The 22,377-nt window shown below is 63.1% G+C and carries 14 protein-coding genes; 4 read left to right on the top strand and 10 right to left on the bottom strand.

Translation table 11 applies throughout. The features are described from left to right. The first annotated feature begins 22 nt into the window (after positions 1-22). On the top strand, positions 23-1,480 hold the full coding sequence (locus MRS74_RS02805; protein ID WP_254578749.1) for a carbon starvation CstA family protein: 1,458 nt from the start codon (positions 23-25) through the stop codon (positions 1,478-1,480). A 314-nt stretch (positions 1,481-1,794) separates the two neighbouring features. On the opposite strand, the gene MRS74_RS02800 is transcribed toward MRS74_RS02805, so the two are convergent. Then, on the bottom strand, positions 1,795-2,178 hold the full coding sequence (locus MRS74_RS02800) for a VOC family protein (RefSeq protein WP_254578748.1): 384 nt from the start codon (positions 2,176-2,178) through the stop codon (positions 1,795-1,797). 368 nt (positions 2,179-2,546) lie between these two features. Next, positions 2,547-4,367, bottom strand: coding sequence for a monovalent cation:proton antiporter-2 (CPA2) family protein (locus MRS74_RS02795; protein WP_254578747.1), 1,821 nt, complete (start codon positions 4,365-4,367; stop codon positions 2,547-2,549). Positions 4,368-4,641: 274 nt separating this feature from the next. Here MRS74_RS02795 and MRS74_RS02790 point away from each other — a divergent pair, with 274 nt between their 5' ends. Next, positions 4,642-4,821, top strand: coding sequence for a hypothetical protein (locus MRS74_RS02790; RefSeq protein ID WP_254578746.1), 180 nt, complete (start codon positions 4,642-4,644; stop codon positions 4,819-4,821). Between the two features lie 114 nt (positions 4,822-4,935). Here the strand turns inward: MRS74_RS02790 and MRS74_RS02785 are convergent, their stop codons facing one another. From MRS74_RS02785 to peaA, 8 genes are all read right to left on the bottom strand, one after another. After that, positions 4,936-6,351 (bottom strand): aldehyde dehydrogenase family protein, encoded by a 1,416-nt coding sequence (locus MRS74_RS02785; RefSeq protein WP_254578745.1) that lies wholly within the window; start codon positions 6,349-6,351, stop codon positions 4,936-4,938. 71 nt (positions 6,352-6,422) lie between these two features. After that, on the bottom strand, positions 6,423-7,769 hold the full coding sequence (locus MRS74_RS02780) for an alginate export family protein (RefSeq protein ID WP_254578744.1): 1,347 nt from the start codon (positions 7,767-7,769) through the stop codon (positions 6,423-6,425). A 171-nt stretch (positions 7,770-7,940) separates the two neighbouring features. Beyond that, entirely contained in the window at positions 7,941-8,618 is a 678-nt protein-coding gene (gene qhpE / locus MRS74_RS02775; RefSeq protein WP_254578743.1) for a subtilisin-like serine protease QhpE, read from the bottom strand. After that, complete coding sequence (locus tag MRS74_RS02770; protein ID WP_254578742.1) at positions 8,611-10,341, bottom strand: ABC transporter ATP-binding protein; 1,731 nt, start codon at positions 10,339-10,341, stop codon at positions 8,611-8,613. Before MRS74_RS02770 ends, qhpE begins: the two co-directional genes overlap by 8 nt. A gap of 131 nt (positions 10,342-10,472) precedes the next feature. Continuing rightward, positions 10,473-11,582: a quinohemoprotein amine dehydrogenase subunit beta gene (peaD, locus tag MRS74_RS02765; protein WP_254578741.1), complete on the bottom strand. Its 1,110-nt coding sequence runs from the start codon at positions 11,580-11,582 to the stop codon at positions 10,473-10,475. 15 nt (positions 11,583-11,597) lie between these two features. Continuing rightward, positions 11,598-11,921, bottom strand: a complete 324-nt coding sequence (gene qhpC / locus MRS74_RS02760) for a quinohemoprotein amine dehydrogenase subunit gamma (protein ID WP_254578740.1) — start codon at positions 11,919-11,921, stop codon at positions 11,598-11,600. 2 nt (positions 11,922-11,923) lie between these two features. Then, positions 11,924-13,354 carry a quinohemoprotein amine dehydrogenase maturation protein gene (peaB, locus tag MRS74_RS02755; RefSeq protein WP_254578739.1) on the bottom strand — a complete coding sequence of 477 codons (1,431 nt, stop codon included), beginning with the start codon at positions 13,352-13,354 and terminating at the stop codon, positions 11,924-11,926. Between the two features lie 46 nt (positions 13,355-13,400). Beyond that, positions 13,401-15,005 carry a quinohemoprotein amine dehydrogenase subunit alpha gene (peaA, locus tag MRS74_RS02750; protein ID WP_438362314.1) on the bottom strand — a complete coding sequence of 535 codons (1,605 nt, stop codon included), beginning with the start codon at positions 15,003-15,005 and terminating at the stop codon, positions 13,401-13,403. Between the two features lie 238 nt (positions 15,006-15,243). On the opposite strand from peaA, the gene MRS74_RS02745 reads away from it, so the two are divergent. Together MRS74_RS02745 and MRS74_RS02740 are read left to right on the top strand one after the other, a co-directional pair. Then, positions 15,244-15,975, top strand: a complete 732-nt coding sequence (locus tag MRS74_RS02745; protein ID WP_254578737.1) for a response regulator — start codon at positions 15,244-15,246, stop codon at positions 15,973-15,975. Positions 15,976-16,035: 60 nt separating this feature from the next. Continuing rightward, the gene (locus MRS74_RS02740; RefSeq protein ID WP_254578736.1) at positions 16,036-22,329 is read left to right on the top strand and encodes an AAA family ATPase; all 6,294 of its coding nucleotides are present in this window, start codon (positions 16,036-16,038) and stop codon (positions 22,327-22,329) included. The last annotated feature ends 48 nt before the right edge of the window (positions 22,330-22,377 follow it).

Below are 22,377 nucleotides of genomic sequence, written 5' to 3'. Positions count from 1 at the left end.
AAACACAACAAGGGGAAAAGCCATGCAGTGGTTCTTGCTCGGCGTCGCGCTGCTGATCGGCGGTTACTTCATCTACGGGAAAATCATCGAACGGATCTTCGGCATTAGGCCGCATCGCCAGACACCCGCTATTGCCAACAACGACGGCGTTGACTTTGTGCCCATGTCCACCGGCAAGGTGTACCTGGTGCAGCTGCTCAACATCGCAGGTCTGGGTCCGATCTTCGGCCCCATTCTCGGTGCCCTGTACGGGCCGACGGCCCTTCTGTGGATCGTCTTCGGGTCCGTCTTCGCCGGCGCCGTGCACGACTACTTCTCCGGCATGCTGTCGGTGCGCGCCGGCGGCGCCTCGGTGCCAACCGTGGTGGGCCGCGAACTGGGCAACGTCGCCAAGCAGTTCATGAACGGCTTCGCAGTGCTGCTGCTGTTGCTGGTCGGGGTGGTCTTCACCCTGGGCCCGGCCAAGCTGCTGGGGAACCTGTCCGGTACCTCCGTGCCCGTGTGGGTGGCCGTCATCTTCGGCTACTACATGATTGCCACCATCGTACCGATTGACAAGATCATCGGCCGCTTCTACCCGCTGTTCGGCGCGCTGCTGGTGTTCATGTCCGTGGGCCTGCTGGTGGGCCTGGCGGTGAGCGACAAGCCGTTCTATGCCGCCGGCATCACGCTGGAAAACCTGCATCCGCAGGACCTGCCGCTGTGGCCGCTGCTGTTCATCACCATTGCCTGCGGCGCCCTGTCGGGTTTCCACGCCACCCAATCACCGCTGATGGCGCGCTGCGTGCAAAACGAGAGCAATGGCCGCTTCGTCTTCTATGGCGCGATGATCGGTGAAGGCGTGATCGCGCTGATCTGGGCGACCCTGGGGATGTCCTTCTACGAGAGCCCCGAGGCCCTCAACGCGACCCTGGCCAATGGCGGTCCGGCGGCTGTCGTGAACGACGTGGCGACCTCGCTGCTGGGCGGTGTCGGTGGCATCCTCGCCATTCTCGGCGTGGTGGTCCTGCCGATCACCTCCGGCGATACCTCGTTCCGCGCCGCACGGCTGATCCTGTCCGACTTCCTGAAGTTCGACCAGAAACCCATTGTCAAGCGCCTGCTGATTGCCCTGCCGCTGTTCGCCGTCGGCTTCGCGATCAGCCTGATGGATTTCAACCTGATCTGGCGCTACTTCGGCTGGGCCAACCAGATGACCGCGGTGATCATGCTGTGGGCCGCTGCCGCCTGGCTCAAGCGCCACGACAAGTTCCACTGGGTTGCCACGGTGCCGGCCACCTTCATGACCGGCGTGGTCAACGCCTACCTGCTGTCGGCCGAGATCGGTTTCGGCCTGCCGCTGAGCGTGGCAGGTCCCGTCGGAATTGCATCGTCCGCCCTGGTGCTGCTGTGGCTGCTGACGCGCGGCCGCCGGGAGCAGGACGAACTGGACGAACTGGACGAACTGGACGTACCGGCCATCGCGGCCGAACGGGCCTGAACCGCACACCCATCCTGACAACACCAGGCACCAAAAAACGCCACCGGGCTTATTGCCCGGCGGCGTTTTTTTATTGGCCTTTTTTGGCCTTTATTGGGTCTCCCTCGCCAACTTGTTCGTGCTGGCAGGTGGCACCGGGGGAACTGAAGTGGACCGGCACCCGTATCGATCTGATCTTAGGTTCAAACACCCAGCTGCGCGCCCTGGCCGAAGTCTATGCACAGGCGGATGCCAGGGTGAGGTTTGTCCCTGATTTCGTTACCGCCTTAACCAGGGTGATGAACCTGGATCGCTTTGGTCGTGGCGAACCAGGATTAAGCGGCGCTGTCGTTGCGCCAGGTCAGGATCTCGAGCAGGTGGCCGCTGGGGTCGCGGAAATAGAGACCGCGGCCGCCCTGATGGTGGTAGATCTCGTGCGAGCGGCTTCGCGCAGGATCGGCCCAGTAGTCAAGCCCCCTGGCGCGAATCCGGGCGAAGGCGGCGTCGAACTCGGCCTCGCTCAGCGAGAAGGCATAGTGCTGCATCGAGACCTTGCCATCGGCATCGGCAAAATCGAGGCTGACGCCGTTGGCCAGCCCGACCACTTGAAAGTGCCCGCCGGCAACGGCATCCGGCAGGCCGAGAATGGTGGTCAGAAAGTCGGCGGACGCGACCTTGTCGCCTGACCAGACGATGGTGTGGTTCAGCTCAATGGCCATGTCACAGCTCCTCCCAAGCCCCGCCGTTCGACGGTCGGCATGGGCCTTCAGTCGTGCAGTCTAATGCCCTGCACCTTTGACCTGTCAATGGCAGTTTTGTTGTAACGCGCCAACCAGCCGAGCACGCCAACCTATTAACCTGGCGGTGAAACAGGTCGTCCCGCCCTGTTTCATCATCGCCCTTGAAAATCGGGCGGAATTTGTGAAATCCCTGGATTTTCAAGGGCTCGCATTGGCCGTTGGCCAATGGCGGCGCATCCTGCGCCACAGTATTAAACCGGCTCTACAGACGTAAAATGCCACCGGTTTAATACTCACTGCCCTGTACCCGGGTAGCCCGATCCGCGGCCTGGCGAACACCGGCAGACTCAGTGCCTGCCGGCCGTCGCCCTATCCTCGACCCGATCGGACTCGAACAGCGTTTCCAGTTCCGTCCGCGCCTCGCGGGCAGTCTGCATGATCGCCGCCTCGTCGCCCCGCACCTCGTACTGCGCATCCAGCAGATCCTCGTCGTGCTGGCGGAAACGCTGCACCCGAACATCCACCTGTGCCGGCTCGAAGCCGAGGGTCAGCAGGGTTTCGCGTCCCATCTCCAGGCTCGAAAAGAACGCCTCCCGCACCGGCACAGCGCCAAGGCTGCGCAGGAAGCGCGCATCGGCCCGGTCGCGAGCGCGCGCGATCACCTTGATAGCGGGATAAAGCTGGCGCAGCCGTTCGACGATCCGGCGGTTGTTCTGGGCATCGTTGGTTGCTACCACGAAGCAGTCGACAGCGGGCGCCTGAGCGGCGCGCAGAACCTCCGGCCGCAACGGGTCGCCGTAGAAGATCGGCATATGGCCAAAACTGCGGGTCAGCTCAATGGTTTCCACCGAGGTATCCAGCGCCACGAAGGACACCCGCTGCGCATGCAGCAGCCGCGCGACCATCTGCCCCATGCGCCCCATGCCGGCAATCAGCACCCGCGGCGTATCGTGATCCATGGTCTTGTACTCCTCGGGCACCGCCCGGGCCGCCGGCACGGCTTCGCCACGGGGCAGTGCCGACAGACCGAGCACGATCAGCGGTGTCACGACCATCGACAGCGTGATGACCAGCACCAGATAGCCGTGCTCCGTAACGCCAATCAGCCCCTGATCCCGTGCCATCTGGAACACCACGAAGGCGAATTCGCCGCCGGTGGCCAGCACCACGCCGAGCTTCAGGGCGCTGCTGGAAGACAACCCGCCCGCCAGCCGTCCCACGCCGAAGATCAGCGGCAGCTTCAGCAGAATCAGCAGCAGGGTCAGACCGAGCACGATCAGCGGCGCGGTCACCAGCAGGCCGATTTGTGCCGTCATGCCGACGCTGATAAAGAAGAGCCCGAGCAGCAGCCCCTTGAAGGGTTCGATCTGGGCTTCCAGTTCGTGACGATACTCGGAGTCTGCCAGCAGCAGCCCGGCGAGGAAGGCGCCAAGCGCCATCGAGATGCCGGCCAGCTCCATCAGCCAGGCGGTGCCGATCACCACCAGCAGTGCCGTGGCCGTCGACACCTCCTGCAGGCCGGTTTTCACCACTATGCGAAACACTGGCCGCAGCAGGTAGCGCCCGCCGATCACCACCAGGCCGATACTGCCAACCACCCGGAGCAACGGCATCCAGCCGTCATCGGCCTGCATGTCACCGGCGCCGCTGAGCAGCGGCACCAGCGCAATCAGCGGTATGGCGGCGATATCCTGGAACAGCAGGATGGCGAACGCCAGGCGTCCATGGGGCCGTTGCAACTCCTTGCGCTCGGCCAGCAGCTGCAGGCCAAACGCGGTGGACGACAGCGCCAGCCCGAGCCCGAGCACCAGTGCGGCGGCCGGCGTCTGCGCAAAGCCTAACCAGGCCACCCCTGCGATGGCCGCGCCGCACAGCAGCACCTGCGCCAGGCCCGCGCCGAATACCGACTTGCGCATGACCCAGAGCCTGCGCGGCGACAGTTCGAGGCCGATAATGAACAGCAGCAGCACCACCCCGAGCTCCGAGATATGGCCGACGCTCTCGGGCTGGCGAATCAGCCCGAGCACCGAAGGCCCGATCAGCACGCCGGCCAGGAGGTAACCGAGCACGGCCCCCAGCTGCAGCTTTTTGGCCAGCGGAACCATCAGCACCGCGGCCAGCAGGAACACCACCACCGCCTGCAGCGCGCTTTGGGTTTCATGGGGCATGAATCACTCCTTTTATATCGCGCCTGAGGTCGAGGACCGGCGCCCCGTTTCGCTGGGGAAGGTTTTACAGGGGAAGGTTACGCAGGAGACAGTTTAAGCCGTTGGCTCCGTAAACAGGAAGGGCGCCTCTAAAGGCGCCCTTCTACAGCAGTCAACGGTTTGCGTTTCGCTCCGGCGGCTGCAGATTCCAGTTCACGATGGCCACCCTTGCCATTCGGCTAATCGCTCCCCTTCTGCGAAGAACCAAAAAAAGGGCCCCAGGGGGCCCGAAAAAGTGATCCGCCAAGCTGCTATTAACCTGGCGGTGAAACAGGTCGTCCCGCCCTGTTTCATCATCGCCCTTGAAAATCGGGCGGAATTTGTGAAATCCCTGGATTTTCAAGGGCTCGCATTGGCCGTTGGCCAATGGCGGCGCATCCTGCGCCACAGTATTAAACCGGCTCTACAGACGTAAAATGCCACCGGTTTAATACTCAGTTGGCGGATACCCTCATTGCTACGCTTGAATGCATTGAAGTGCGGTAAAACAGGCCTCTGTGTTTTTAGTGATCCTACGGTTACCGGGGGATTAGCCGCGATTGATATTGAGCAGCTGGCTCTGGGTGTACTCGAGCAGACCATCCTGGCCGAACTCGACACCAAAGCCCGACATCTTGCTGCCGCCGAACGGGCAGTGCGGCAGCACCTCTGCGTGGTTGTTGATCCAGGCGGTACCGCACTCCAGCCGCGAGGCAATGGCGCGGGCCTTGTCGATATCGCTGCCCCAGACAGAACCGCCCAGACCATTGGGGTTGTCGTTGGCACGGCGCAGCGCATCTTCCACATCGCTGTAGCGGATCACCGGCAATACCGGGCCAAACTGTTCCTCGTCCACCAGGCGGGTACCATCGGCGATGTCGGCAACAATGGTCGGGGCGTAGAAATAGCCCTTGTCGCCAATCCGTTCGCCGCCGGTCACAATGCGGGCGCCGTTCTGGCGGGCATCCTCGACCAGTTCGGATACCAGATCGAACTGGTCGCGGTTCTGCACCGGACCAAAGGTAACGCCCTCCTCCATGCCGGGACCGACCTTTTGCGCGCGGGCCATCTCGGCCAGTTTTTCGACCAGCGCATCGTACTGCGATTCATGCACGTACAGGCGCTTGAGCGCAGCACAGGTTTGGCCCATGTTGAGGAAAGCGGTCTGGAAGATGGCCGGTGCCAGCTTGTCGATATCCGCATCCGGCAGCACTATGCCGGCGTCGTTACCGCCGAGCTCCAGCGTCAGGCGCTTCATGTTATCGGCGGCGTTACGCATGATGGTCTGGCCGGTGGGTGTAGAGCCGGTGAAGACGATCTTGCGGATGCCCTCATGCTTGACGATGCTGCTGCCGATACCGCCTTCGCCGGTGATGACGTTGATGACGCCGGCCGGCAGGCACTCGTTCATCAGTTCAACCATGCGCAGGGTGTTGAGCGGCGTCATCGACGACGGTTTGACTACCACGGTGTTGCCGGTACGCAGCGCCGGCATGACATGCCATACCGCGATCATCAGCGGCCAGTTCCAGGGGGTGATCGAACCGACCACACCCAGCGGCTTGCGGTGCAGCTCGGCAAGACGCACATCGCTGTCCTCGATCACCTCAACCGGAACCCCCAGCGACGCAGTGTAGCGTGTCCAGGCAACGGCACCGCCGACTTCGAACCGCGCCAGCGCCAGCGGCTTGCCCTGCTCCAGGGTAATGATTTCGGCCAGTTCTGCGGCATGTTGCTCGAACTTGTCGGCAATGGCGTTCAGGGCGGCTACCCGGGTGGCGTCGGTGCTGTACTGCCAGGTCTTGAAGGCCTCTGCGGCGGCCGCGACCGCCTGATCCACCTGCTCCGGCGATCCGGACGGACACAGGGCGACAGTTTCTTCAGTGGCCGGATTCAGCACTTTGAAGGTGCCCCGTGTGCCAGCAACAGCCTGGCCATGAATGGTCATGGAAAAATCGGTTTTCATGCAAAGGTCCTCACATTCAAAGTCGGGCCGCCGGCAACGGCGACGCGACAAAAAGTCACAGTGTCAGTTCATTAAAACGGCATAATGGCTATGAGTTGAGCATAGGTGTTTGTATCGTCGTTACCAATCTGGCTGCCACCCATGGCATCGCTGTTATCCGGCGAATAGAAGCCCAGCAGCGGACTCAGGATCAGGTGATCGTTGACCACCCACTCGGCGTACAAATCCAGCTCCTGCCCGTTCAGGCCACCCGTTCCCGCGCTGGTATCACTGAAATCGAAAAACAGTGCCCCGAAGCTCAGCATCTCGGTGGGCTGCAGTTTCAGGCCCAGATGCTGCACTTGGGCATCGCTGTTGAAGGGGCCGGCATAGTTGGCCGCCACCTCGCCCTGGAACCAGGTGCCATAGCCACGGCTAAAACCAAAAAACAGCGGATCGAAGCCTTCATCAAAGCTCGCATAGCGGTAAGTCAGGCTCGGTGACCAGGGCGCGTCGGCGAAGGTCCAGCCGGCTTCGGCGTACCAGGCATCGGCATCCTTGCGGCTGCTGTCGCCCTGATCCTGGGTGACGTATTCGCCGGACAGAAACAGGTTGTCGACGCCGGCATTACCCTGGAAACGCAGGCTCAGGGTTTGCTGACCATCACGGTGCGTCAGTCCCAGTGCCTGGGCATAGCGGTCGTTCACATCCAGGCCTTCGATATAGGCCAGTGCGACTGTGCCGGCCGCGCTTACATACTCGGTATTGATGCCACCGAGTTCCATATCCGCCTGGCCGTGGTTGTCGGACTCGAGCCAGAACAGGTCGGCACGCAGGCCTTCGCTGCCGCCGATCCGGGCCACGGCAGTGCGATCGAACGCCTTGCGCGCCGCCAGCCAGTAAGCGCCACCACGATCAAAATCCAGCCCGCCACCGTTGAGGGCATCACCGAGATTGAGCGAATCGCCATTGATCAGGAAGCCATCGCCGATGCTGAAATTCTGCCGGCCAAACGACAGTTCCAGGCCATTCTCACCCAGCGCGGGTAGCCGATTGCCGGAGCGCCAGCCCAGATAGGCATCTTCAAGGTCAGTGTCGCGCTCCTTGCCGGAACTGAATCCGCCGGCATCGCCGTCACCCCAGGTACCGGATGACAGCAGGCTGACAGCGCCGAACAGAGCCGCGTCCGCCGCCATGCCATGGCTGCCGGACAGGCCATACTTTATGTAGCCTTCCTGCCAGCTGGCCCCGCCGGTGTCGCCATCAAACAGGTAGTTTTCATCGCTGCTGAAGGCACCGAACACGGCCTCGATATTCAGATCCAGGCTGTTGCCGTCGGCATCCAGCAGGTTGTAGGCCGAGGCCGGCGTGGAAAGCACCGCGGCAATGGCCGCCGGCAGCAGGGAACGGTAAAGCGTACGCAGATTCTTGTTATGCATGGGCTGTGCTGTCCTTCCGGGCTCCGGTGCCGCAGCACCGGGGTTACTGTGAATACTTGCCCTAGACTAAAACGCCGCTGTAAACCAATTACGCGCAGCTTGTGCTGTTTTGTGGGGATATTGTAACAGGATGTAACAGAAGCACCGGGCTGTCGCACGACACACCCCGGATCAGCGACGCTGCTCGGGCCCCTGGTAGCTGGACTGCTGGATCAGCCAGTGGCGGGCGGCGGCCAGGCCGCCCTGCCCGCCTTCGGACAGGTAACGCGCCAGATGGCCGGTCATATGGGCGCAGCCCATGCTGGCGCCGGAGGCCCCGAGGGCACCATCGAGCGGCCTTACATGGCCGCCGAAATCGGCGAATTCGGTTTCCAGATGGCAGATTTCATCACGCGCGCAGCGGGCATCGCCGGTCATGCGAAAGACGCCCGGGTAAGTGGATGGGTAGACCGGTTCGCCACGGGCGGGACTGGCGGCGCAGAGCAGCACGCCGGCGCTTAGTGCGCGCTCACAGGCCTCTCGCAGCACCGGCCTGTCCTGGCGCAATCCCAGGCTCAGGTTGATGATCGCAACCTGCTGTTCCACCAGCCAGTCGATGGCCGCCGCGACCTGCACCGCCGTGGTGGAGAAACGGTCGTGGAATACCTGGGCCAGCGCAAAGCGTGCATCGGGCGCCAGTTCATGAATGATGTCCAGCACCATCGAACCATGCCCGAGCCGGTCGTCGACGCCCTCGGTCTGCCAGAGTTGCTGCTGCTCAATGACAAAACCGGCCGCCGCCTCCACCGACAGCTGCATCCTCTCATTCGCGCCGCTGTCGACAATGCCAACCCTGAGCGCTTTAGCCATCGACCGCCTCGCCCGCGATCTCGCGCAGCTGCGCATCCGCCATGACCAGGGTCAGGTCAGCCCCGGCCAGGGTGCTCCTGCGGTGGCTGATGAGAATGCGGGTGCGGTCGGCAAAGAGTCGGTCGACGGCGGCAATGACCTGGGCTTCGGTGGCTTCATCCACCGCCGAGGTAGCCTCGTCCAGCACCAGCACCGCCGGCTGTTGCAGCAGCGCCCGGGCAATGGCGATGCGCTGGCGCTGGCCGCCGGACAGCTGCTGACCGCGCTCGCCCATCAGGGAATCGATGCCCTGGGGCAGTGTCGCGATCAGATCACCAAGCTGCGCCTCCAGGGCGGCAGCCAGTACGGCCTCATCCGTTGCGCCGGGGCAGGCATAGCGGATGTTGTCGGCCAGCGTGCCGCGAAACAGCGTGATGTCCTGGCTGACGACCGCAATGGCACGGCGCAAATCCACCAGGCTCAGCTGTCTGATATCCAGCCCATCGAGACTAAGCTGGCCTGCCTGCGGATCGAAATGGCGCTGCAGCAGGTCGATCAGGGTCGACTTGCCGACGCCTGAGGCACCGCTGAGCGCCACCTTCTGACCGGGCCTGATATGGCAGCTGACCCCATTCAACACAGCAACATCACGTCCGGGATAGGCAAAGGTCACCTCACTGAGGCGCAGCTCACCGCGCAGATGCTGGGGCAGTGGCACAGTCACGGCGCTGGCCTGCACATCCACCGGCGCCTGGCGCAGTTCGTTCACCCGTCCCAGGCTCACGCTCATGCGCTGCACGGCGACATAGAGCCCCAGCAGGCTGTTGACCGGCCCCGTCGCCATGCCCAGATAGGTCGAAAAGGCGATCAGCGAGCCCAGCTGCCATTGCCCGCTGATCACCCACCAGCCACCGATCAGAAAGGCGGCGGCGCGGGTCAGGGAGGTCAGTGTGCCGGGAATGGCATGGGTAAAGAACTCGGTGACCTGCAGTTTCAGCAAATCCGACAGGTAATGATCGCTGTGCTGCTGCAGCCGGTCCCGCTCAGATCCTTCCTGGCCCACCGACTGGATGAATTTCATCGCCGGCAGGGTTTCCACCAGAAAGCTCGACAGGTCCGCCGAGCGCTCTCGCAGCGCCCGGGCCCGCTGTTCCACCTTGCGCCGCATCCAGCGTAGCCAGAGGGTCTCCAGCGGTATCAGCACCAGCACCAGCAACGACAGTTTCCAGGACAGGGTCAGCAGCAGCATCAGGGCGCCGATCAGGCCGATCACACTGCTGACGGCGGAAAACAGGCTGTCCACGGCAAAGCGCTGGATTTCGGCCACATCGCCATCGATGCGTGACAGCAGATCACCGATGCGCCGGCGGCCAAAGAAGGACGGCGACAGTTTCTGCAGGTGGCCATACAGATCCGAGCGCAGGGCAAACAGGATGCGCCCCGACAGCCGTGTGTGCAGATAGCGGTTCAGGCCGCCGAGCACGGTACTGAACACCCCCACCAGAATCATGCCCAGGGCGATTTTCACCAGCGTCTGATAGTCGCCGGCCAGCAGGCCATCATCGATCAGCAGCTTGGTCAGCCAGGGCTGCAGCAGCACCAGCAGGGTTGCCACGAACGACAGCAGCAGCAGGCCGCCGATGGCACGGCGCTGCGGGCGTACAAAGCTGTAAAGCCACTCAAAGCCCCGGCGCAACGCGTCCCGGTTATCGGCGTGGATGGCGCTTACCAGCCAGTTCAGCATGGGCAGTCCTGATTATTTTTATAGGTTAAATAGCAAACGCCAACAGCAGCGAAGGCCAACATCATAACGGAAAAACGGGAGGCGACGCAGTGCGTCAGCTCCCGTTCAGTTTTAACAAGCATCAGAAGGCGTCAGTCCCGGATCGTCGCCACGCGCAGATCCGAGGTGGTCATGTCCCCGCTAAGCTGGATCGACCCGATTTTATCCAGAGTTTCCGAGTCGTGAATCGAGATATCGCTGCTGGTGCCACCGACGTAGATCGTCTTGCCATCGCCCGAAATGTTCAGGTTGTAGTAGGTGTGCGGCATCTCGTGCACAATCAGTGTCTCGTGCTTGCTGATATCGTGCTTGGACAGCGTATTGAAGCTGCCATAAAGGATATTGGAATCCCGCGGATCGGTGAGGAAGTTGAAGACGATAAACTGGAAGGGTACGGTTTCCATGCGTTCCGCTTCCCCCGTCGTCAGGTTGACCCGACTCATGCCCCACCACCATTGCGCCGTTTCCATGTTCATGGATTCGTCTTCGAACTTGGCGGTACTGTACGGCATCAGGTACTCGTTGGTCTGCTCACCCTGGGAGTGCATGGCGAACGCATCGGGCGGTGCCCAGAGCGGCCCGCGATCCCAGTTCTGCAGCGCCGTGACCATCCGCACCGCACCGGTCTGGGTGTTGATGGCCGTGACATCACCCCCCCCGAGGATAACTTCACCGGTCTCGGTCGCCGCAATCTTGGTGATGCGACGCTCCACCGGGAAAGACCGCACTGGTTTGGCGCCCATGCCGTCAGCGATCTTGTACACCGCGAGTTTGGGCTCGAGAATTTCAAACCGATCCGGCAGGTGTCGCACCGGGTTCTGTACGGTATAGAGCTCGGTGCCATCGGTGCTGACCGTAATCGACTGCACCGACTTTACCCGGATGTTGCCCTCGGACTGCGCGACATGAAAGGTGATGTCGCAGTTCTGAATCGAAATGCCGTAGACATCTTCTGTCATGTTGCTCAGCACGTAGGCGGTCTTGCCGTTGGGTGCCAGTGCAATGGAACCGGAGCCGAACTTGCCGGGGATATCGCAGCTGCGCTCAACCTTGTTGGTCGCCATGTCGATCACATGCAGCTGACCGGGGCGCGTGACCGTCAGCAGGTATTCCTGATCGGCGCTGGCTGGCGCCGCCGACATCAGCGCCGCTATACCCATAGGGGCGAGCAGGCTGGATTTTACTAGGGTATTCAATTTCATCTGGGCCGCTCTCCGTTACTCGCCGTCCTCAAAGATACCGTCCAGCTTGCGCCAGTCCTTATCTGCCTTCGCCACACCCTCACCCCAGTCCGGGTAGCTGTTCATGGTGTCCGGCACCTGTGCCGGCCACCAGCAGGCATCGGCGCAACCGTAGAGGTCGGACTCCATCGGCTGACACAGCGACCCCAGGCCGCCGAAGGGGTCCAGTTCCCAGCCGGGATCGGTAGTCGCGGTACAGCCCACAACGGTCTGCATCGCAACAACATCTTCAACGTCTTCCGGGCTCACTGCCTGGTTGATCAGATGGGCTTTTTTATTCAGTGATTTAAGATGTTTCATTATCAGGCACTCCTCCTCGGAGAGACGTAGGCCTCGAAGAACCCCGGGTTCCTGAGCATGATCCGCGAATAGACTTCCACACCGTAATCGATCCAGTCGCGCAACAGATCGCAGTAGTGGTAAGCCGGTCGAGACGGATCTCCATATTTGGCATAACTTTCGTGGTAGCAGCCCCCCGAACAGAGGTTGCGGATACGGCAGGTTTCACAGCCGGTATTGCTGCGATCCAGGCGTTGTTCCACAAACTCGGCCAGACGCGGCTTGTCGATACCTGTCTTGACATTGCCGAACAGCGGCATGTCGGAGCCGGTAAAGCGGTGACAGAGGTTAAGACCGCCGTCCTTGTCCACCGCCAGCAGGCCGACACCGGCACCGCAGGGCAACAGTTTCTTGTTGCCCTCGTACATGTCGGTGAGCATCTGGTGCATATTGCCAAAACCGAAATTCTCACCCCTGGAGGCTGCCTCCAGGTACTTCAGCCCCAGGCGTTTCATGCCGGCAAACACCTCGAGCTGCTCGTCGGCGGTGAGGTTGTATTCCTCGATATCCCCCGAGGTCACAGGCCCGAAGCCCACTTCGGCAAAACCCAGCTCGTGGTAGAGGTGATCGAAAATACGCTCCACATCGGTAACACCCCGGGTGAGGGTCACACGACACCCCACCGGACGGGCGGTATAACGGGACAGCAGCAGCTCCACCTTGCGCTTGACCACATCGTAGGTGCCCTGGCCGCCGACGGTGATACGGTTCTTGTCGTGCATCGCCTTGGGGCCGTCCATCGAGATGGTCAGGCCAAAGCGGTGCGCATTGAACCAGTCGATCAGCTTTTCGTTCAGCAGGGTGGCGTTGGTGGTGAGGGTGAAATCGACCGTGGCATCAAGCGCCGCGAACCGCTCTTCACAGTAGTCCACCACCCCACGGATCAGCGGCATGTTGCTGAGCGGTTCGCCACCGAAAAACACCACGTTGTAGCGCGCCTGATCCGGCGATTCGCGCAACAGCATTTCGACCGACTGAATCGCCGTGTCATACCCCATCAGTTCCCCCTTGGAGGGGATGGTGAGGTCTTCCTTGTAACAATAAGTGCAGCTCAGGTTACAACCGGTGTTGACGTTCAGCACCACGGTGGTGAGCGGGAATTTGGTAACTTTCTGTGGCGTGGCGTTGATCCGCGCCACCACACCCTCATCGACGATCATCTCCAGTGCCTTGAATTCCGCCAGGGCCTCGTCGAGACCCTCGCGGCCAAAGCGGCTGACAAGGGGCGCCAGCAATTCGTCCGTAACCCTGTCGTGCTGGTCGAACACGCCCAGCATTTCCCGACTCAGTTCATCCAGCTCGAAAATACTGCTGCTGGGCACGTGAAACAGCATCTGCCGTGCATCCACATCGATGCGATGCAGATTGGGTTTTACCAAAGACATAGTGCCCATAATCACCTCTTGTTGTTCTGTTCAGTGGCCAGGGATGCGCGCATGCTCAGTCCAGCACGCGGCGGACGAAGTCCGGCACGGACACCAGCATGCTGCCCTCACCGCGCACCTGCGCATCGCCATCGTTCACACTGGCAATCACCGTCAGGCGTCCGACATTGTTGGCTGACATCTTGCGGGCAGGGTTGGGGCCGGCATCGCCCGGTGTGAAGATGCCATGGGCATCGATGCTGCCGGCAAAGTCTTCGTCCTTGTCGTGGGCCGCCACTTCGTCGGCCGGCTTGATGGACCAGGTCGCCGGCATGTAGCCCAGGCGCAAGTCATCCTCGGTACCCGCCTTACCATCGGCACCAGCGCTGTAGCCAACCGCACGGTAGACCGCCCGAACCTTCTCCATTTCGCCGCCGTTACCGCCGATGCGGGTGAGGGCATTAGCGGGCACCACTTCGACGCGGGCCAGCGTCTGGTACACGGACAGACCGCCTTCAAGGCTGGCCGACCCAACACTCGGGCTGCGGGCCCCCTCGGAACCGGTCGCCCTGGCCAGCACACGGATGCTATCGTCGTCGCGCTCCAGCACTTTCTCGATCTCGATGCCCTCGCCTAGGGATACATCACCTTCCAGATGCTGGCCGAGAATGGTCAGCTCGGCGCTTTCGCCTTGGCGCAGTAAGGACGGCATCACGGCGATCACTTCGGCTTCACCCTGGTCGCGCACGGCCCGCAGCTCGCCACCGATGGCCCGCTCGGCGGCCGGGAACATGCGCCCTGCCATCTCGCCGCCCTTGGCATCGGCCGCCATCACCTGGCGCATCTTCACGCCATCAATGGTCAGCGCCGCGCGCCATTCGTAACCGGTGTAGACCCGCGCGTTGCCGCTGCCGGACAGTTTGCTGCCGTCGGCGTACTGGCCCTCAAGCTGCAGCTGATAGCCGCTCTCGGATTTGGCGGCGTTCATCCAGGCATCGAACTGCCCCTTGCCGGGAACGAATCCCAGCACGCGCCAGCGGCCGGTCAGGTCGGCCTTGGGCGCCGTCTTCCAGCTATTCCATTGCGGCGTGATCAGCGGGAAATTCTTACCCAGCTCCACTGCGGTCTCATTCTTGGCGATGTCATACCAGGCCCGGTCACGGGCCAGGGAATGGAATTCGATGGTGGGGAACTGCCCCATGTGGAAGTCCACCAGGCGCTTCCACTCGTCCTCGCTACGGCGCTGTAGCGAGAAGCGCGCGCCTGAATGGCAACGGGCGCACATCTGGCCAAGGCCTTCGTCGATGCCCTCTTCAACCCGATTGGTGTCCTGCTCCAGCAGGTAGCGGTAGGGCTCGGCCTCCGTCGGCGCCAAGCCCTGGTTGTCCGCCAGATACTGGATCAGCGCACGCTTGTCTTCGGGCGATATCTTCGCGCCGCGCAGCGCCTGCATGCGGTTGATGGTCATCCGCCAGCCTTCCGGCGTCTTGCGCTGTTCGCTGATGCGCGAAAACGGCGCCGCCTTGTCACCAGTCTCGCTGTGACAGGCCAGGCAATTGTTACGGATAATCGTCTCGCCGTCCGGCTGAGCGGCCATTGCAGGGGCCGCGAGCACTGCTACCAGTGCCAGGGCCGGTCCCACGAGGGGCACGCGTTTCTTGTTCTGCTTAGTCAAAGCCACCACTCCCTCACTGATGATGTTGCACTTGGAGCCAATCTACACCTTAGCTGTAAATGAAGTTCCCTCCATTTGTGCTAAGTTGTAGACGAATGTAACGAGCTGTAACAACACCCTGCCGAAAATTTAAAACACTCTGTTTTTAAAGGATTTAATTAATCAAAGTCCGAATCACGCCCCGCTTTCCCCGGCCCTGCGCCGTTGCTAGACTCTGAGCCCTGAAGACTGGAGAGCCCGATCAATGCCAACCAACCCCACCCGTGCGGCCCACATACTGATCGTGGAGGACGATTTCGCCTCCCGCTCGCTGCTGGTCAGCTACTTCGAAAAGGAGGGCTACCGGATAAGCGAAGCCGAGCAGGCCGACGACCTGCCGACTCGCGTCGGCCGTGACGGCATCGATCTGGTGTTGCTCGACATCAACCTTCCCGGCAAAGACGGCCTGACCCTGACACGGGAACTGAGGGCGACCTCCACCGTCGGCATTATCCTGGTCACCAGCAAGGGCGACGAAATAGATCGTATCGTCGGGCTGGAGCTGGGTGCCGACGACTATGTCACCAAGCCGTTCAACCCCCGCGAACTGCTGGTGCGGGTCAAGAACCTGCTCTGGCGCGCCCGGGGTTCCAGCCAGGGCGCCGGTAACGGCAACCGCGAAAGTCTCTGCTGGCATTTCGAGGGCTGGGCGCTGGATATCAACAAGCGCCAGTTGGCCGGGCCCGACGGCCAGCTCGAACGGCTGCCCGAAGGTGAGTTCAAGCTGCTGCAGGCGCTGATAGACCACGCCGGCCACGTGCTCAGCCGCGACCACCTGATGGATGCAATCCACGACCGCGAATGGACCCCCAATGACCGTTCGGTGGATGTGCTTATCGGCCGCCTGCGCCGCAAACTGGGGGATAATCCCTCCAATCCGCAGCTGATTCTCACAGCCCACGGTGCCGGCTACGTTTTCGCAGGTACCCTGAGTTGAACCCATGACCATGGCCGCTCAGCAGTATTGGCGTCTTAGCCGCACCGCCAGGAGGATCCAATGAACGCGCCCGGCGGCTACCACATCGAGGCCGAACTGCACCGGGGCGCGGCCTGCACCCTGAGCCGCGCCATCCGGCTCGCGGACAATCAGCCGCTGGTAATAAAGCAGCTGCGGCGCCAGCAGAACAATCCCGAGCGGCTGAGCCGCTTCCAGCACGAGTTCGATATCCTCGAAAGCCTCAAGATCGCGGGCGTGCCCCGGGTCCTGCAACTGCTGCAGCTCGACAGCGGACCGGCGATCCTGTTTCGGGATATTGGCGACCTGCCGCTGCGCCGGGCGCTCGACGCGGGAACCGGGAACTGGCAGCAGTGGCTGCCGGTGGCGTTGCGCCTGGCCGAGACCCTGGCCCAGTTACACGAGGCGCGGATCATCCACAAACAGATCCGCCCCGAACACATCATTCTCGACCGCCGGACCCTCGAACCCACGCTGATCGACTTCAGTCACGCGACCCGGCTAAGTCGCGAGCAGGCGAGCTGGGGCACGGCTCGGCTGGAAGCCGCGGCGCTGCCATACCTGGCGCCGGAACAGACCGGGCGCATCAACCGGTCCATCGACTATCGCACCGACTACTACAACCTAGGCGCGACCCTGTTCGAAATGATGACCGGCCAGCCGCCTTTCTGCAGCGACGACGGTCTGGAACTGGTACACAGCCAGATCGCCAAGCCCCCCGCCTGGCCCGATGCCCTCAACCCGCGGCTACCACGGGCGGTTGCACGGATCATCCACAAGCTGCTGGCCAAGGACGCCGCACTGCGCTACCAGTCGGGCTACGGCCTTTGCCACGACCTGCGCCGCTGTGTTGAGCAGTGGCGCCGCGAGGGCCGGATCGACGACTTCGAGGTCGGAAGCGAGGACCGCTCTGCCCGGCTGCAGTTGCCACAGGCGCTCTATGGCCGCGACGAACTGCTGGGCCAGCTCAGCGGCATCTACGACCGCTGCGCCGGTGGCGACCAGGCACTGGTGCTGATCAGCGGCTACGCCGGCGTGGGCAAGTCGAGTCTGGTGCACGAACTGCGCCAGCACGTCAACGCATGCGGTGGCCATTTCAGCAGCGGCAAGTTTGACCAGTTCCGCCGCAACCGCCCCTATCTCGGCATCTACATCGCGCTGCAGGGGCTGATCCGGCAACTGCTGACCGAGTCCGAAAGTCGGATCGACCGCTGGCGGGATAGGCTGCAGCAGGCGCTTGGCGGCCAGGCCGAGGTGCTGATCAAGCTGGTGCCGGAACTCGAGCTGATCCTGGGCCCCCAGCCGGAGGTTCCGCTGCTGCCCCCGCTCGAGGAGCAGAACCGATTCTCGCGCCTGATCCGCCGCATGCTCGGCGTCCTGGCCGGCGCCGGGCATCCGCTGCTGCTGTTTCTCGACGATCTGCAGTGGGCCGACCCGGCATCGCTGCAACTGCTTGAAAACCTCGTCGGCTCGGCCCAAGTCCCGCATCTGCTGCTGATCGGCAGCTACCGAGAGCAGGAAGTCGGTGCGGGCCACCTGCTCGAACGCACCTTGACGCAGTTACGCCAGGGTCCCCGACCGCCGCAAGAGTACCGCCTGGAACCGCTCAACCTCACCGACGTCTGCCAGCTGTTGGCGGATGCCCTGAGTGACGCAGCGCCCCGGTTGCGGCCGCTGGCGCAGCTGTGCATGGAGAAGACCCAGGGTAACCCGTTCTTCCTCAGCCAGTTTCTCTATGCGTTGCACGAAGACGGTCTGCTGCAGCTGCGCGACCAGACCTGGCATTGGGAGGAGGATGCCATCCGCGCCCAGGCGATGAGCGACGACGTCCTGACGCTGATGGTCAGCAAGATCCAGCGACTGCCACCGGGCACCCAGCGCATCGTGCCGCTGGCCGCCTGCATCGGCAGCACCTTTACACTGCGCACCCTGACGATCGTCAGCGAGCAATCGGCCAGCGACGTCGCCGAGCACCTCTGGCCAGCGCTGACCGAAGGCCTGATCGTGCCGCTGGACGACAGTTACCAGCTGCTGCGCCTCGATAACGGGCGCACGCGCTACCGTTTCGTGCACGACCGCGTCCAGCAGGCGGCCTATTCGCTGATCGAGGAGGCGAACCTCAGGCCACTGCACCTGCGTATCGGCCGGCTGATGCAACAGAGCCTTGATGCCGCCGACATCGAGAGCCGGGTGTTCGAGATTGCTAACCACCTCAACCAGGCACGGTCGCTGATCGATGCTCCCGGGGAACGGCTGGCACTGGCACGGCTGAACCTGCAGGCGGGAGCGCGCGCGCGCCAGTCCGCCGCCTTCGATAGCGCCCTCGAATACCTGCAGGCGGGCCTCGAACTGCTGCCGCCCGGGATCTGGTCCGACGACTACGACCTGGCGCTGAACCTGCACCAGGCCTGCGCCGAAGCGGCCTGCATACGTGGCGAGACGGAGTTGATGGATCGCCTGATCGACCGGGTCGAGCAGCACGGCCGCTGCCTGCTCGACCGGGTGCGCGGCCAGGAAATCCGCATCCAGTCGCAGATTTTCCGCAATCGTTTCCAGGCCGCGCTGAAAACCGCGCTGCGGGTGCTGGCCCAGCTCGGTGTCGATCTGCCCGAGAAGCCGGGCCGGCGTCACAGCCTGGCCGGGCTGCTGCGGGCCGAGTGGCAGCTGCTCAGCCGCACGCCCGAGCGCATCCTGAAGGCGCCGGCGGCCCGTTTGCCGGAGACCGAGGCGGCCCTGCGCCTGCTCACCGGCATGTTCGGCGTGGTGAAATTTTCCAGCTCGGGCCTGCGACCGCTGGTCACAGCCCGCAGCGTCGAGCTGACGCTGCGCCACGGACGTACGCCGGACACGGCCCTGGCGTTGGCCGGTTTCGGCGGTGTGCTCTGCGGCCAGTTCGACGCCACCGGCCAGGGTTACCGGCTGGGTCAGCTCGCTCTGGAACTGGACCGCAGTGCAGCGACACCGCTCAACCACCACCGCACGCTGTACCTGTTCAACGCCTACGTCCGGCATTACCGGGAGCCGCTCGCGGCCTGCCGCGATGACCTGCAGCATGCCCACGACCTGGCGCAGGAGACCGGCGATGTTGAATGGGCCGCCTACGCGCTGGCCGGCCATATCCAGTACAGTTTTCCACTGTCCTCCAGCCTCGATGCGCTGCAGCCTCTGCTGGCCGATTACATCGACCAGCTGCGCAAGTCCGGCCAGCAGCAGTCGCTGCAGTACTCGCTGCTGCTCCAGCAGGTGGTGGACAACCTGAGGGGCAACAGCACGACTCCGGGGCGCCTCGACGGCCGCTACTACCGCGATGTCGAAATGCTGGCCCGACATCGCAAGGACAACCACCTGACCGCCCTGGCTCTGCATCATTTCTACAGCGGACTGCTAAGCTTCGTGCTCAACGATTACGCCAGTGCCCGGCTGCAGCTGCGCGACGCGCACCGGCTGCGCCTCTACATCGGCGGCACCTTCTCCGCCGCCTGGCTCGGCAGCTGGCGGCTGCTGACGGAACTTGCGTTGCTGCGCAACCGCTCCGCCGCCGGCCGCTGGCGGGGCCTGGTGCGGCTTCTGCCGGCGCTGGTCAGACTGCGCAAAAGGGCCTTGCAGGCGCCGGACAACTACCGGCATTCGCTGTCACTGGTCAAGGCGGAGTTCTGCCGCCTGCGCGGCCGTGCCGGGCGGGCGACCCGGCATTACGACCGGGCGATAGAGCAGGCAGAGCAGCAGGGCTTCCTGTTCGAGGCGGCGCTGGCGGCCGAATGTGCCGGCAGTTTCTACCTCGACGGTGGCAATACGCCCATCGCCCGGCTCTATCTGCAACAAGCGCGGCGACGCTACGCCGACTGGGGAGCGGTGGCGAAACTGCGGCAGATGGAGCAGCGCTACGGTCCCGACCTGGTGCGGGGCGATGCGGTCTCCGCCGCCCAGGAGGCGGCCCCGCCAGCCGCCGGGATCCTCAGCAACCAGGCGTTCGACATCGCCTCGGTGATCCGCGCGTCCCAGGCGATCTCCGACGAAATTATGCTGGAACCCTTACTCGGCCGCCTGATGCACCTGGCGCTGCAAAATGCGGGCGGCCAGCGGGCGCTGCTGGTCCTGTCCCGCGACCGGCAACTGCTAATCGCCGCCCAGACCGATGCCGAGCAGGATCCGCGCTTTTTCAGCGACCGGCCGCTGGATGACGGCGACGACCTGCTGCCGGTCAGTCTGCTGCACTACGTAGCCCGCACCCGGGAAGACCTGGTGCTGGACGACGCTAGCATCCATCCGATGTTTGCCCAGGATACCTATATCCGCGCACAGCAGCCGCGATCCTTGCTCTGTCTGCCGATTCTGTACCACGGCAACCTGACCGCCCTGCTCTACCTCGAGCATCGTGAAAACCGCGATGTATTCGACGCAGATCGTCTCAAGACCCTGCAGATCCTGACGTCCCAGGCCGCCATCTCGATCGAGAACGCCAAACTCTACTCGAGCCTGCAGCAGTCCGAACGGGATTACCGCTCGCTGTTCGAGAACGCCATCGAAGGCATTTTCCGCATCCTGCCGGAAGGCCGCTTCATCTCGGTCAATCCGGCGCTGGCGCGCATGCTCGGATACAGCGGCCCGGACACTTTCGTGCAGCAGGTCGACAACGTCGGCCGGCAGTGCTTCAGCGACCCGTCGGCGCTGCGACGCTTTATGCAGACGCTCGATCGCGAGGACCGGGTACTGAACTTCGAAACCCGCTGGTATCGCCGTGACGGCGAGACCCTGTTCGTGTCGGTGTCGGCACGCCGGGTGCTGGGCGAACAGGACAATCTGCTCTACTACGAAGGCTCGCTGAGTGATATCAGTGAACGCAAGGCCAAGGAACAGGCCGAACTGGCGCGGGAAAAGGCGGAAGCCGCCAGCGAGGCCAAGAGCCAGTTCCTGGCCACCATGAGCCATGAAATCCGCACGCCGATGAACGGCATTCTGGGCATGGCCCAGTTGCTCATGCGCGCCCCGCTCTCGGCCGAGCAGCAGACCCAGGTCAATGCCATCTACCAGTCTGGCCGCACCCTGCTGTCGATCCTGAACGACGTGCTGGATTTCACCAAGATCGAAGCCGGCCAGCTGACGCTGGAACAGCGGCCGTTCTCGGTACGCCAGGTCATCGACGACATGCGCCCGCTGCTGGAGTCCCTGGCCCGGGAAAAGACCCTGCAGCTGATCGTGCGCCTGGACAATACCCTGCCCGATGCCGTCTGCGGCGACAGGCGCGCGCTGAGTCAGGTGCTGCTCAACCTGAGTTCCAATGCGCTCAAGTTCACCCAGGAGGGTTATGTGGCACTGCGGGTGCGCAGCCAGGCACTGGACGACAGGCGGGTACGGCTGCGCTTCGAGGTGGAGGATTCCGGCATCGGCATACCCCAGGGGGCCAAAGAGCGCATCTTCGCCCACTTCAGCCAGGCCGACAGCACCATTACACGGCGCTTTGGCGGCACCGGGCTGGGCCTGTCGATCTGCAGGCGCCTGGTGGAGCTGCAACAGGGCCGGATTGATTTTAGCAGCACCGAGGGCCGCGGCAGCCTGTTCTGGTTCGAGCTCGACTATGCACTGGCCGAGCACCCCGCCAGCGATGCGCCTGAGCCTGTCCAAAGGTCAAAGCCCGCCCGGGCGCTGGATATACTGCTGGTCGAGGATACCGAGATCAACCAGCAGGTCACCCGCGGACTGCTCGAAAGCGAAGGTCACCGCGTCAGCATCGCCGATGACGGCTATACCGCGCTGTCGATGCACAATGACCATGACTACGACCTGGTGCTGATGGATATCCACCTGCCGGACATGGACGGTGTCGAAACCGCCCGGCGTATGCGCCAGCACCCCGACAGCAGCCGGGCCGCGGTGCGCATTATTGCCCTCACGGCCTCCGTCACCGGGCCGGAAATTCAGCAGTATCTGGACGCCGGCATGGATGCCGTTATCGGCAAGCCTTTGCAGTTCAGTGAACTGCAGCGCCAGCTCTACGACGAGCGGGCCGGATTCGCCGCGCCACCGCCCGAAACCGGCAATGACCTGCTCGACACCGGACTGCTGGCCCAGCACCGGCAGCTGCTCGGCGAGGAGCGTTTCGAATCGCTGCTGGCCCGGATGCACGAGCAATGCGAGCAGTTGCTTGACGCGTTGGAAACATCCGACACCGCGCACCCCGAACAGCTGCACAAGCTGGCCGGCACCTGCGCCAATTTCGGACTGTCAGCGCTTTGCGCCAGGGCGCGCGAGCTGGAGAAGTCTGCAGCCCTGGTCGAGGCCGAACAGCTCGCGCAGTTGCGAGAGCTCTACCGACGCAGCCTCGAGGCGCTTGATTAGCCCTGTTCGCGGCGGGACGCCGCTCCTACGGACAGAGGCGTACCGATA

This window comes from Marinobacterium sedimentorum (assembly GCF_024267675.1).
Classification (GTDB): Bacteria; Pseudomonadota; Gammaproteobacteria; order Pseudomonadales; family Balneatricaceae; genus Marinobacterium_A; species Marinobacterium_A sedimentorum.
Note: the sequence above shows the minus strand (reverse complement) of the source record. Positions and strands in the feature narration are given on the sequence as shown.